Annotated in this window: 10 protein-coding genes and 2 tRNA genes; 5 read left to right on the top strand and 7 right to left on the bottom strand. The window is 70.9% G+C overall.

The window, feature by feature from the left end; translation table 11 throughout:
* Positions 1-18 precede the first annotated feature (18 nt).
* Together V9U70_RS25040 and V9U70_RS25035 are read left to right on the top strand one after the other, a co-directional pair.
* Positions 19-1,227 carry an NAD(P)/FAD-dependent oxidoreductase gene (locus tag V9U70_RS25040; RefSeq protein WP_336678751.1) on the top strand — a complete coding sequence of 403 codons (1,209 nt, stop codon included), beginning with the start codon at positions 19-21 and terminating at the stop codon, positions 1,225-1,227.
* Positions 1,228-1,832: 605 nt separating this feature from the next.
* Positions 1,833-2,516: a tetratricopeptide repeat protein gene (locus tag V9U70_RS25035; RefSeq protein WP_336678749.1), complete on the top strand. Its 684-nt coding sequence runs from the start codon at positions 1,833-1,835 to the stop codon at positions 2,514-2,516.
* 160 nt (positions 2,517-2,676) lie between these two features.
* On the opposite strand, the gene V9U70_RS25030 is transcribed toward V9U70_RS25035, so the two are convergent.
* The 3 genes from V9U70_RS25030 to V9U70_RS25020 form a co-directional block, all read right to left on the bottom strand.
* Positions 2,677-3,417: a class I SAM-dependent methyltransferase gene (locus tag V9U70_RS25030; protein ID WP_336678747.1), complete on the bottom strand. Its 741-nt coding sequence runs from the start codon at positions 3,415-3,417 to the stop codon at positions 2,677-2,679.
* A complete protein-coding gene (locus V9U70_RS25025) occupies positions 3,414-4,886 on the bottom strand; it encodes an asparagine synthase-related protein (protein ID WP_336678745.1) in 1,473 nt (490 codons plus the stop codon). The genes V9U70_RS25030 and V9U70_RS25025 overlap by 4 nt, the downstream gene beginning before the upstream one ends.
* 458 nt (positions 4,887-5,344) lie before the next feature.
* Entirely contained in the window at positions 5,345-5,581 is a 237-nt protein-coding gene (locus tag V9U70_RS25020) for a hypothetical protein (protein WP_336678744.1), read from the bottom strand.
* Between the two features lie 149 nt (positions 5,582-5,730).
* Here V9U70_RS25020 and V9U70_RS25015 point away from each other — a divergent pair, with 149 nt between their 5' ends.
* Entirely contained in the window at positions 5,731-7,071 is a 1,341-nt protein-coding gene (locus V9U70_RS25015; RefSeq protein ID WP_336678742.1) for an NsdA family TPR-like regulatory protein, read from the top strand.
* Positions 7,072-7,721: 650 nt separating this feature from the next.
* Here the strand turns inward: V9U70_RS25015 and V9U70_RS25010 are convergent.
* Positions 7,722-7,794: transfer RNA gene (locus V9U70_RS25010), tRNA-Arg, on the bottom strand.
* A 437-nt stretch (positions 7,795-8,231) separates the two neighbouring features.
* Between V9U70_RS25010 and V9U70_RS25005 the strand changes: the two genes are divergently transcribed.
* A complete protein-coding gene (locus tag V9U70_RS25005) occupies positions 8,232-8,648 on the top strand; it encodes a hypothetical protein (protein ID WP_336678740.1) in 417 nt (138 codons plus the stop codon).
* A 183-nt stretch (positions 8,649-8,831) separates the two neighbouring features.
* On the opposite strand, the gene V9U70_RS25000 is transcribed toward V9U70_RS25005, so the two are convergent.
* The 3 genes from V9U70_RS25000 to V9U70_RS24990 all read right to left on the bottom strand — a co-directional run bounded on the left by V9U70_RS25000 (position 8,832) and on the right by V9U70_RS24990 (position 11,221).
* A complete protein-coding gene (locus V9U70_RS25000; RefSeq protein WP_336678738.1) occupies positions 8,832-9,887 on the bottom strand; it encodes a peptidoglycan-binding protein in 1,056 nt (351 codons plus the stop codon).
* 59 nt (positions 9,888-9,946) lie between these two features.
* Entirely contained in the window at positions 9,947-10,930 is a 984-nt protein-coding gene (locus tag V9U70_RS24995; RefSeq protein WP_336678736.1) for a helix-turn-helix domain-containing protein, read from the bottom strand.
* Between the two features lie 200 nt (positions 10,931-11,130).
* Positions 11,131-11,221: transfer RNA gene (locus tag V9U70_RS24990), tRNA-Ser, on the bottom strand.
* Between the two features lie 299 nt (positions 11,222-11,520).
* On the opposite strand from V9U70_RS24990, the gene V9U70_RS24985 reads away from it, so the two are divergent.
* The gene (locus V9U70_RS24985) at positions 11,521-12,096 is read left to right on the top strand and encodes an SSI family serine proteinase inhibitor (RefSeq protein ID WP_336678734.1); all 576 of its coding nucleotides are present in this window, start codon (positions 11,521-11,523) and stop codon (positions 12,094-12,096) included.
* The last annotated feature ends 74 nt before the right edge of the window (positions 12,097-12,170 follow it).

Genomic DNA, 12,170 nt, shown 5'->3' with positions numbered 1-12,170 from the left:
CGAGACAGGAGCCAGGACATGCAGCACCGCATCATCGTCATCGGAGCCGGCTACACCGGGGCGGTCGCCGCCGGCCGCCTCGCCAGGCGGCTGCACCGCGAGGACGTCTCCATCACCCTGGTCAACCCCGAACCGGACTTCGTCGAGCGCGTCCGACTGCACCAGGTGGCGGTGGGCCACGAGCTCAGGCCCCGCCCCCTCAGCGACATGTTCGCCGGGACCGGTGTCCGCCTCAGGCTCGCCCAGGTCACCGCGGTCGACGCCGCCCGCCGGACGGTGACGGCGACGACCGGGGCCGACGGAGCCGAGGGGCCGGGCCTGGAGCTGGAGTACGACACCCTCGTCTACGCCCTCGGCAGCGGCTGGGACCCCCAGGCCGTCCCCGGGGCCGCCGAGCACGCGCACGACATCTCCGGCCGCCCCGGAGCGCTGAGGCTGCGTGAGCGCCTGGCTGCCCTGGGCGCCTCGGATCCCGTGATCGTCGTCGGCGGCGGCCTCACCGGCGTGGAGGCCGCGTCGGAGATCGCCGAGGCCCGCCCGGACCTCGCAGTGGCCCTGGCCACCCGGGGCAGGCTGGGCGACTGGCTCTCCCCCAAGGGCCGACGGCACCTGCGGAAGGTCTTCGCCGGACTGGGCGTCACCGTCCACGAGCAGACGGCCGTCACGGCCGTCGAGTCCGACCGCCTCACCACCGCCGACGGCGACATCCCGGCAGCGGCCACCGTGTGGACGACCGGCTTCGCGGTCCACCCGATCGCGAAGGCCGCCACCCTGGAGACCACCGACAGCGGGCAGATCGTGGTCGACGCGACCATGCGCTCGCTCTCCCACCCGAACGTGTACGCCATCGGCGACGCGGCCCTGGTGGCAGGCCCCCGCGACAAGCCCCTGCGCATGTCGTGCGCCTCCGGCATCCCCACCGCCTGGCAGGCCGCCGACGCCATCGCGGCCCGCCTGACCGGCGCCAAGCTCCCGACCACCCCCCTGCGCTACTTCAACCAGTGCGTCTCCCTGGGCCGCCGGGAAGGCCTGATCCAGTACGTCACCGCCGACGACCGCGCCGTCTCCGCCGCCCTGACCGGCCGGCTCGCCGCCCGCTACAAGGAACTGGTCTGCACAGGCGCGGCCTGGGGCGTCGCCCACCCCACAGCGGGCCTCCCGACCCGGCGACGCCGCGTCACCCAGGAGCACCCGCGACTGTCCGAAGCGACGGGCGGCACCGGCTGACACGGTTGCTGAACTTCGCTGCTGTACGGGCAACGTCAGAGGCCCCCAGGATCTCTCCTGGGGGCCTCTGGCCTGCTGTGCACTCGGCAGGATTCGAACCTGCAACCTTCTGATCCGTAGGATCGGGCAGCGCGTTGGGAGGGTAGCCCGCCTCCTCCCGGAGTGATCGCCGGTGGCGGTGATCATCGGCCTCTGTGTGCCGTCGTTGCCGTCAGGGTTGCCGTCACTTACGGATCACTGATGGCTGCACCGCCGTGCAAGCGGAAGGTTTCACAGAACCTCTGGCCACGGATATTCTCCGGCAATGTCGAATCAGTCAGTGGCAGCGGGAGTCACTCTCGCCGGTGTAATGGCGCACTGCGGCGGAAGCCCGGTCGGCGCCGTGGAGTTTCTGGTAGGAGCGATAGCCTCCGCGCCGGCGGCCCCGGAGCCTTATGCGGCCCTCGCCGAGTTGTGGCAGGACCGGCGCTCAGAGCTGAAGGAGGGCCTCGAAGGAGACAACTCCTTGAGCGCTGTGCTGGCACAGGCGTACTTCCTGTTCCTCGACGGGGACATGGACGACGCGGTGATGGCCCTTGGCTCGGTCACGGGGGGTGCGGCCCGACGTGGCCTGGGGCAGGGCCCCCTGGTTCGGCGATCCGCGGTTCCTCGGCGCGGTGAGTGCCGAGGCGTTGACGGAGGCGTGTCTGCGAGCGTTGGACTACGGCCACGACCTGGACACCGAAGAGATGCAGGAGCGGTTCACGCCCTGGTTCCATGCCCTCGACATGGTCTCCGAACGCAGTCCTGTACCGGAGTCGCTGGCTGCTATGGCCCGGCTGCCCCGGGCCTGCGGCCGCTACGAGCTGGCTTTCGCCCTCTGTGACCGCGCCGATGCCGTCGATCGGGTCATGTGGACTGCGGTAGCGCGAGCGAACACTTGGCGGGCGATGGGCGACCTGGACCAGGCTGCGGCGGCCTTCGAACAGGCCCTGGCGCTGGACGCCACCAACTGGTCCCTCTACCTGGACCTTGCCGACGTGCGTGCCTTGCAGGCCGACTTCGCCGCAGCGGTGGCCCTCGTCGAACAGGGCCTGCGACACGAACCCCATGAAGCCTCCCTGCGCGCAGCGGGTGCCGCCTATCGCGCACGTCTGTCCGGCTCGTCCGACGACCTGCGGGCGCTGATCGACCTGGCGCCGGAACTCGCGAACACCTCGTACCGGAACCTGCTGATCGACTACGCGTGCGCGGGGCCGGAGCTGCCCCGGAGACTCGTGGCCAAGGCTCGCCGCATCAGCAAGCGCTGAACACACCATGCTCAATGATTACCGTGAACCGGAGCGGAACTCCGTGCCCACGGCAGTCATCCACGCTGCAAGGTCCTCCCACGGATACTGGCCCTGGCCAAGCCCGGTTTCCCGTCGAGCGGCCTGGCCCTGTCACGCTCCTCGCCACGCATTGGTCACGTCAGGCGTACTTGGCCACGGTGTACGCAGTCGGCCCGACGAGGCCGACTCCGGAGCCGTCGATCATGTCCAGGATCTCGAAGCCGACACGCTCCGCATAGTGTTCGAGCTCGCGCGGGAAGAGGACGCGTCTGCGGATCTCGTCCTGGGCCTCGTCCCCGGCGGGAAGTGCCCAGTGCCGGTGCATGGTGTTGATCTGCGTCCGCAGGTCCCACTCGTGGCGGATCGTGACGGTTGCCGGACCGCTTGGGGTGTCGACCGTGGCGGTCATCGGTTCGGTCCCCGTGATGGGCGCGACGGGGGAGCACAGGATGAGCAGACTGCCCCTCTGGGCATGGGCCGCGAAGGTGGCGAAGACCTGGGTGATCTCGTTGTTGCCGTGGACGTAGGCGAGGCTGTTGCCCATGCAGGTCACCACGTCCATGCATCGCCGGAGTCGGGCGGTGCGCATGTCCCCGATACGGATGTCCAGCTCCGGGCGGACGTGACGGGCATAGTCGACCATGCCCGGCTGGAGGTCCAAGCCGATGCACTCGAAGCGCTTGGCCAGGATCTCCAGGTCCCTGCCGGTGCCGCATCCGAAGTCGAGCAGCGTCCGGGCCTCCGGCCGGTGCGTCTCGATCAGGGTCTGACACATCCCAGCACCGGTGCTGTCGAACTGGATCACGTCGTACAGGGCCGGGTCCCGGTAGAGGAGGTTCGTCGCTTCCACTGGTTCCGCTTCCGTGTCGTCGCTGGTCACATGAGGCTCCGCAGTCCGACCTCAAGGGCGAGGACATCGCACAGCAAGTCGGGGACAGTCGGGGCGGCGTCGGCGTCCTTACGGGCCTGAACGAGTGCCTTGCCGTCAACGTAGCCGAGATCGACCAGGACGGACTCCTTCAGCATGTCGTCCAGCACGGGCAAACCGTAGGAGCGCAGTCCCTTCTCCAGGACGGCCAGGAAGTTCTCCGGTTCCGTCGGCGACGCAACTGAGTTCGGCAGTCCCGCCCGCATGATCCGCTCGCGGAACAGCGCCTTGCCTCGTTTGTACTCGTGCGGCAGCTGCTCCATGAACCGGACGACCCGCGGGTGTACGAGCGGGCTCACCGGCCAGACTCCAACCCGCAGGAAGCCCGGATTGTGCATCCCGAACGCCATCAGGGTCGGCACGGGCAGGACGGGGATGGGCGCCAGGTGCTCGTTCACCTCGGTCAGGGCGCGGACCGCCTTCGGACCGAGCCACGGAACGGGTTCCGGCGTCGGCAGTTCCACGGCCGTCCTGGAGTGGTGGGCGTTGACCTCGTCCCCGCCACTGCCGGTGAACATGACCTCGCACCGTCGGGCGGCTGCCTCCTCGCGTACGACGTCGAAGGCTTCCTGGTAGAACGCCCCTGCCGGATCATGCGGCCGACGCATGGCACGTACGCCGCCGGGGCAGAACGGCAGGTGCTGCATGGCGGGAATGGCTGTGTCTCGGAAGCCGCAATGATCCGCGTACGCCTGGCGGCGCTCGCTCTGCTGCCTGCCGGTACTTCCCCCGACCAGTAAGCCGAAGCTGTGCACCTGCGGGATGCGCGCCGCCTTCACGGCCAGGGCGACGTTCCCGGAGTCCGCGCCGCCCGACAGTTCGACGCCCACGCACCCCGTGGCGCTCGGCGCTTCGCAAATCACGTCGGCCAGCAACTCGTCGAGCAAGGCGAGTGGGTCGACACCGGGCCGCAGCGTGCGCGGCTCCAGGACGTGTTCAGCGGGCTCCGGGTAATGGATGCCGAGCCCGGCAGCGGTGAACGTGGCAGACGCCCGCTCAGTCAGGCGGTAGACGCCCTCGAACACCGTCTCGGAGGTGTAGCGATGCTGCCGCGTCAGAGTCCGCGCCACGACACGCGGCACCAGGCGCTCAGTCGACAGATGCGGCCCCAGTGCCGCCACATCCCAAGATGCGTGCAGCTCGCCGGCCTTCTCCAGGAGGTACAGCGGGGCCGTGCCGAAGACGCCCGCCGTGAAACGGGCTTCCCCGGACGTCATGACGACCTCGACGAAGTCGGCCTCACCCCGCTTGCACTCCCTCACCCTCATCCGCACACACGGCGCCTGGTCGTCGTGGACCTCCATGACCAGCGTGGACACGTTCGCGGGCTCGATCCAGCTTTCGCCGCTGACCCAGCGACCTCCTTCCGGTCTCCACCGGGGCTCCTGGAGATCGGCCAGGCGCAGACGCATCGACAGCATGTCGTCCCCTTCCGAAGTCATGCGGCGGGGCGGGGCCGCGAACGACCCCGCCCCGCCTGGCGTCAGCCCTGGATCACTTGGAGCAGTGGTCGCCGTTGTTGTCGCCACCGCCGGGCATCTTGTCGAGCAGCGTGGCCTCGACGGCCGGGACGCCGGTGGTCAGGTCGCCGGTGAACAGCTCGTCCACGTTCATCGCGTTCTCCTCTTACGGTTGAAACGGACCCCGCGGCTGATGCCGCGGAGTTGAGCCCCTCCGGCTGCCGGTCCCTTACGAAGAAGGCGGCCGGACGGGTGCCCACCGCTTCCGGCGGTGGGCCCTCCCTCGCCACACGTGGGGTTGGACGTGGCAGGGGGAAGTCAGATGGGGGTGGAGGCGGCGGCCACGCCCAGGACGAAGCCGCTCGATGCAGAGATGGTGATGATCAGCAGCAGTCCGGCGTAACGGCCGACGACTGCGGCTAACCGCCTCGCAGCCGCTCGCCGCGGCTGCGCTCGTTCGCCTCGCGCACTGCGGCGCTCAGCTCGGCCGCAGCGTCCTGAGGCTCAGGACGGCTGTGCTGCGGGCACTCACACGGCGGGAACAGGTTCGAGCCCGGCGGCGGGTCCGCGCCCTCGTAGGTGTCGATCCTCAGCACCCCGCCCACGCCCCGCTCTTCAGTCAACTGGGCCAGTCGGGCCCGCGCTTCGCTTTTCATCCCTCAGTCCCTCAGGCGATGGCTGCGGCGAGGCCTCGCCGTTTCCTGCTGCCTCTACGCAACCGCGTGACCACGCACAGCGGTACCGTTGCAGCGGCGCCGGGACTTGAAAGCCTTGAAAGTTCGCAAGAGCACGGGGAGTTGAGAACGTGGCCAAGCGTGAACCGAACGGGGCGCTCGGGCGCCTGCTCGCCGAGAGCCGCTGGACCTACCGCCAGTTCGCGTGGGCGGTGAACCGTGTGGGCACCGAGACGGGCACGCCCCTGCGATACGACGAGTCGGCAGTGAGTCACTGGCTGGGCGGCACCGTGCCCCGCGGAGCCGTGCGGGCGTGCGTCCTGGAAGCCCTCTCACGGCGTCTGGGGCGGCCCGTCACACACGCCGAGGCCGGCCTGCCCGTTCCCCGCGATCACTCCCCGACAGCCGCGGATACCGTGGAGGGGCTGATCGACCTCGGGAGGCAGGACATGGACCCATCGCGCCGCAGTGTCCTGGGGGCCGGCCTGTTCTCCGTCGCCCTCACGATTCCCGGGTGGCCGGATGTCATCGGCCGTGCCGAAGCGGTCCAGTCCGGCCGCGCCCGCCGGATCGGCATGAACGAAGTGGACATGGTCATCGCCATGACCGAGCGCGTCTCGGAACTGGACGACCAGTTCGGCGGTCGCCACGCACGCCCCATGGCCGCCTCGTTCATGGTGAACACCGTGGCGTCCTACCTGCGCGCCGACGCCCCCGACGACGTACGGAAGGCCATGCTGTCCGCGGCCTCGGACCTGCTGTACCTGACCGGCTACATGGCCGTGGACGAAGGGCTGCACGGCCTCGCGCAGCGCTACTACGTCAAGGCGCTGGAACTGGCGGGCGCCGCCGAAGACCACCTGACCTACTGCACCACTCTGCGCGGCATGAGCGTCCAGGCGATCGACCTCCGTCACGGGGGAAAGGCCATGGAGCTGGCAAACGCCGCGGCAGCCGCCTCCCCCAAGGCCGGCCCTCGCATGCTGGCCTTCCTGGCCGGCCAGCAAGCACACGCCGCCGCGCAGACCGGCGACCGGACTCGGGCGCTGCGGTACATCCGGGAGGCCGAGACCGCCATGGACCGTGCCGAGTCGCGCGGCAAGGCGTTCGGCTCGTACGACCCGGCGTCGCTCAACTACCACATCAGCCAGGTTCGTTACGAACTCGGCGATGTCTCCGGCGCCATTGAGGCCATGCAGCAGTCCGACAAGGTGCGCTACAGCGTCTACCGCCGCGCCCGCGTCCGACACCGCGCCATGCTGGCCGAACGGCAACTGGAGGTCGGCCACCTGGAAGCGGCCTGCGACACCTGGCACCAAGCGCTCGACGACTACCCCATGGTCCAGTCCGGCCGAGCCGACGACCGGATCAGAACCATGTGCGGCCTTCTACGGCCGCACCTGAAAAACACGACCGCGAGGGACCTCTACGACCGCGCACGACCGGTCGCCCCGCTCTCCCTGGCCAGCTGACTCCGGCCGTTGGCGACCTGAGCCACCGAAAGTCAGCCACGACGGCGGGTGCGCCGAACGAGCACCCGCCACGTGTGTCTCCAGCAACCACCCACCAGCCCCAGCCACGCTTCCCCAATCCGTCACGGCCTCGGCCACATTGGAGCGTGAGCGCTGCCGTCGACCTCGCCTGACGGCCATGGGCAGGAAGTTGGCGGACCGGGTTTCAGTTGGTTAAACAGCAATCCGCAGTGACCGGTGCGGACTCGGCATGCGTCCCGCTCCTGCTGGCCGTGCTCGCCGTGGGTCGGCTGTCGGGGTTCTTCACGGGTCTGGCCGCCCGCTTCTCGGGCTTTTGCGGCGCGAGCGGGCGGGGGCCGTCGCGGGCGGTGGCGGAGACATGAAGCCAGCGGCGGTCTGGGGCCGCCGCGCCGCGCGGACCGCCGTAGGCGGGCCGCCTTGACCCAGTAAAGAAACTTTGGACAGCTCACCCCTTCGGCACCCTCGACCGGCAGGGTGCGGAAGGCGAGCCTCGTCTGGTGCCGACGGGGCGGATCACTGTTCATCGCCTCAAGGGGACCCACGCGATCGAAGCGGTTGCCGTCAATCACAGCCGCCACGGCATACGACAGAGGCCCTCAGAATCTCTCCTGAGGGCCTCCGGCCTGCTGTGCACTCGGCAGGATTCGAACCTGCAACCTTCTGATCCGTAGTCAGATGCTCTATCCGTTAAGCTACGAGTGCTTGGCGTTCCGGGCTTTTTCTTCCCGGTCGGCGTTGCGAGAACAACATTACATGACCTCCGCCGTGACGCGAAATCCATTGCCCGCACCGCCGCTGACCTGCGGAAACAGCAGACAGCAGGTGCTTTCCGGCCCGCCGTCGCGCCCCGGGAGGCCGGGCGCGCCGCCGCCTACCGCCCGTCCCCTGCGGCGTGCGGCAGCAGCACGGCGGCCGAGTCCTGGCGAAACGCCGCACCCCCCGGTGCTCCCGCACCCAGGGGCATCCCGCGCCGCACCCCCTTGGCCGGAGAATCCCCAGCTCACCGTGGGTGGGACGTCTCAGCGTCCCTCAGTGTCCGACAACGCTTGCCCGCCTGGGACGCGGCGTGGGACATCTCTTCACGGCTCGGCGGCGGACCACGAACGCGCCGGGCTTCGAGCCGACGAAGGGGAAGACTCATGAACAAGATCACGAGCCTGCGCGGCAAGGCGGCCATCGTTTCGGGCACGGTCCTGCTGGCCGGGCTGGGGCTGGGCGCGACGGGGGGCGCCGCGGCGGCCGCTCCGCAGGGCGACACGGGAGTGCAGGTCAGCTGCTACGGCCAGGCGAAGTCCTACACCAAGGCCGCCGGCCGGCACACGACCAGTGTCTTCAGGACGACGTCCAACTGCAACGACATCAACATCAAGACGAACACCAGCCGCTACGTCAAGGTGTGCTTCAAGCTGAGCAACGGCGACTTCGACTGCCAGAGCAGCTACAAGCTGGCCTCCGCCGGCTCCTGGAAGGTCATCGCGACCAACGTGCGCAACTCCCAGCAGTTCGTCTTCTACTTCCAGAGCACCTCCCGTTCCACCGGCTCGTACGCCGCCTGATCCGGTCGCGCCGAGGACTGCGGGCCGTGGGGCGGGCCCTGCGGCCCGGACGGGCTGAGGTCCGGGCTCCCGCCACCCGGACAGTCTGCGGTCCGGGCTCCCGCCAACCGGACCGCTGAGCCCCGAACGGCGGAGCCCCGGGCGGCCCGGCGCCCGCCCCCCGGACGGCGGGGGCGGGACCGTTCACGGGCCGCTGCCCTCGCCCCCGTCCGCCCCGCCCTCGTCCTCGATGGCGGCGAGGCAGGCCGGCCAGTGGTGGAAGTCCTTGTTCTGGGACCACAGCCGGTGCGCCGCCCGGATGTTCCACTCCGGGTCGAGCGCGTCCGCCGGGGAGCCCCGCAGATCGCGCAGCCGGGCGTCGGAGATCTGGAAGACGCCCCAGTTCCGGGTGGCGTCCGTGTTGGGCAGGATGTACAGCGGGTCGAGGAACGACTGGCACCGGGCGATCCTGACCGCCGTGTCCGGGGCCTGGGTGAAGACCTCGCGGACCCGGTCGGCCACCCGTTCCGGGGTCCACGTGGTCAGGGACAGGCTCCCGTCGTACAGCGCCCGTTTGGTCGCGTCGCCGACGATGCCGTCCACGGACAGGCCCGCACGCACCTGGAAGGCCTCGACCCGGCGCCGAGTCTCCAGGCCGAAGATCCCGTCGACCTCGACCCCCGCCCCCGTGCCTGCCAGCAACTCCTGGACTTCGCGCACACACGCGTCCTGCTGCCCGGTGTGCACCGGCTCGCGGCACTCGCCGGAGAACAGGGGACGCCCGTCGGCCGCCACCGCTACCTCCTCGCCGCCGGTCCTCTTCCCGGTCAGGACGGTGACGAGCGCGACGGCCCCGAGGACAGCGGCAGCCACGGTGAGCCATGCACCACGGTGCGAGCGCCGGCCGTCGTCCGGCTGGGCCCGCTCCCGGCCGGCGCACGTCGCGGCCGCCGGGGCTCCTCCCTCCGGCTCCGCGATCGGCGCCCTCGCCGGTACGTGCCCGATCGACTCGCTCGCCAGCACCCATGACCGGTGCAGCTCCGTCAGTTCGCCCCGGTCGGCCCCGCACTGCCGGGCCAGCAGCTGCACCGTCCCGAACTCCGCCGGGACCGCCTGACCGGAGCAGTACCGGTGCAGCGCCGACCGGCTGACGCCCACCCGGACGGCCAGCGTCTCGTAACTGTGCGGCGTGCGTTCCTTCAGAGCACGCAGAGCCCGCGCGAAGTCCGTGATCCAGGCCTCGGCCCGTTGGTCCCGCATTCCCTCACCCCCGCCGCCTCCGCCGCCTCGGCGACGTATCCCTACCCAGGGCCCGCAGGTCACGACCGCGGCTCCGGCTCCGGCCCCGGCTCCGGCGGCAGGAGGCAGTCCGGCCAAGCGTGGAAGCCCCCGCTCAGGGACCACAGCCGGTGGGCGAACCGGATGTTCCACTCCGGGTCCAGCGCGTCCCCGGGCGTCGCGTCCACGGTCCGCAGCCGGGCCTCGGAGAGCTGGAAGACCCCCCACGTGCGGGTGGAGGCGCTGTCGGACACCACGTGGAGCGGGTCCAGCCGGGACTGGCAGTCGGCCACGCGTACGGCCTGTTCCGGGGCCTGGTCGAAGACCTCGCGAATCCGGTCCGCCACCTGCGCCTCGTCCCAGGCCGCCAGGGAGGCCCCGCGCAGGTGCAACGCCCGCTTGGTCGCCTCGTCGACGACTCCGTTGACCCGCAGCCCGGCCAGCGCCTGGAAGGCGAGGACGCGGCGTCGGGTGTCGGCCGCGAAGCGTCCGTCCCTGTCGATCGCCGCGCCGGCTTCGGCCAGCAGGCGCTGGGTCTCCCGTACACATCCGCCCTGCTGCCCGAGGCCGATCGGACCCTCGCAGACGGCCGAGAGCAGAAGTCGTCCTCCGCCGGCCGTCCCCGTGCCGCCACGGGCACCCGCCAGCAGGACAGCCCCGGCGAGGACGGCGGCTGCCGCCGCGCCGGTCAGACGCCCGACGCGTCGCAGGGGGCGGTCAGCGGTGCCGGTCGGCGGGAGCGACGCCCGATCCGGGGCCGGGGCCGGCGCTGCTTCCGGTTCCGGTTCGGTCGCCAGCGCCCACAGCCGGTGCAGATCCATCAACTCCGCCCGGCGGGCCCCGCACCGCTTGGCGAAGCGCTCCACGGTCGCGAAATCGGCCGGAACCGACTTCCCGGAGCAGTAGCGGTGCAGCGCGGACCGGCTGACGCCCAGCCGAGCGGCCAGGCTCTCGTAACTGTGCGGTGTCCGTTCCTTCAGGCCCCGCAGCGCCGCCGCGAGCTCCGCTCCCCCGTCGGGCTCCATCCTCCGGCCCTTCCCCGTGCGCACCGGTCCCGCTCGATGGCGGTCATCGTAGGGGGAGGCCGGCAGCGGGGTCCGCGGCGCTCGGCCGTGTGCCGGGGGCGCTCGGAAGCACTGCCGACGGCGCGTGTGCGCGCCACCCGGAGGGCGGAAAACACATCGGGGAGCTCGGCCCGATGGGCCGAACTCCCCGATGCACAGGGCGGAGGCGGAGGGATTTGAACCCTCGATGGGCTTTAAGACCCAAACCGCATTAGCAGTGCGGCGCCATAGACCGGACTAGGCGACGCCTCCAGCACACCCCACGCGGACGCGAGTGGTGCGTGCAGATGATGACACAGTCGAGCGTCGTGCCACCAATCGCCGACCACGTTACTCGTCCGGTGGGGGCCAGGGCAAAGCAGTTCGGCGTGGTGGCGCAACGTTCGGGCGCTGCGCGCGTTAGAGAGGGGCGGGGACTGCGGCCTCCGTCGGCCGTCGCCCGTCACCGCCCGTCGCCGTCCACCGCCCGTCGCCCGTCGCATCCGCGCCCACCAACGGTCGTCAGCGATCGTCCGTGGCCGCCCGTGACGCAGAGATCCTGGAGTCTTCGCATGCTGCGCCGTCTCGCCCTCACCGCCGTCGTCTCGCTCGCCGCGCTCGCCACCGCCGTACCGTCCGCCACCGCCGTGCCGACGGCCACCGCCTCCGGCCCCGTGCCCTCCGCTCAGCCCACTTCCGGCCCCCTGGCCGCCGCCCGCCCCTCCCTCGGGCCGCGCCCCTTCCCGGTTTCGCCGCTGCCGGAGTTCCTGGGCGGCGGCCGGGGTGCGGGAGAAGGGGAGGCGGAGGACGTACGGACCCGGCTCACCGTGACCGTGCAGAACTCCGGGGTCGCCGGGGCCGACGGAACGTTCGAGCTGACGTGCGGGCCCACCGGGGGGAGCCACCCGCGGGGGGAGGCCGCCTGTGACCGACTGGCGGAGGCCGGGAGCACCCGGTCCGGGAGGCAGGAGCTGTTCCGGCCGACCCCCGAGGGCGCCATGTGCACCATGATCTACGGCGGTGACGCCACCGCACGCATCGTGGGCACCTGGGAGGGCCGCGCCGTGGACACCACCGCGAGCCGGCGGGACGGGTGCGAGATCGCGCGCTGGAACAGCCTGGTGCCGGTGCTCCCCGACGTCCGGTAGGCGGTAGTCCGGCCGGGCAGGGTCATCGAGACGCTCGCTGCGGGAGCGCTGAGGCGCTCACTTCAGGTGCCGGT

Origin of the sequence: Streptomyces pratensis, assembly GCF_037137275.1 — a bacterium.
GTDB lineage: Bacteria > Actinomycetota > Actinomycetes > Streptomycetales > Streptomycetaceae > Streptomyces > Streptomyces pratensis_B.
The sequence above is the reverse complement of the archived record's forward strand: the minus strand, read 5'-3'. Positions and strand labels throughout refer to the sequence as shown.

What these genes read in the sequence shown, in the direction of transcription:
- V9U70_RS25040 (WP_336678751.1), top strand. Translation starts at nt 19, where the DNA reads ATGCAGCACCGCATCATCGTCATCGGAGCCGGCTACACCGGGGCGGTC.
- V9U70_RS25025 (WP_336678745.1), bottom strand. Translation starts at nt 4,886, where the DNA reads ATGCTGTCGATGCGTCTGCGCCTGGCCGATCTCCAGGAGCCCCGGTGG.
- V9U70_RS25020 (WP_336678744.1), bottom strand. Translation starts at nt 5,581, where the DNA reads ATGAAAAGCGAAGCGCGGGCCCGACTGGCCCAGTTGACTGAAGAGCGG.
- V9U70_RS25005 (WP_336678740.1), top strand. Translation starts at nt 8,232, where the DNA reads ATGAACAAGATCACGAGCCTGCGCGGCAAGGCGGCCATCGTTTCGGGC.
- V9U70_RS25000 (WP_336678738.1), bottom strand. Translation starts at nt 9,887, where the DNA reads ATGCGGGACCAACGGGCCGAGGCCTGGATCACGGACTTCGCGCGGGCT.
- V9U70_RS24995 (WP_336678736.1), bottom strand. Translation starts at nt 10,930, where the DNA reads ATGGAGCCCGACGGGGGAGCGGAGCTCGCGGCGGCGCTGCGGGGCCTG.
- V9U70_RS24985 (WP_336678734.1), top strand. Translation starts at nt 11,521, where the DNA reads ATGCTGCGCCGTCTCGCCCTCACCGCCGTCGTCTCGCTCGCCGCGCTC.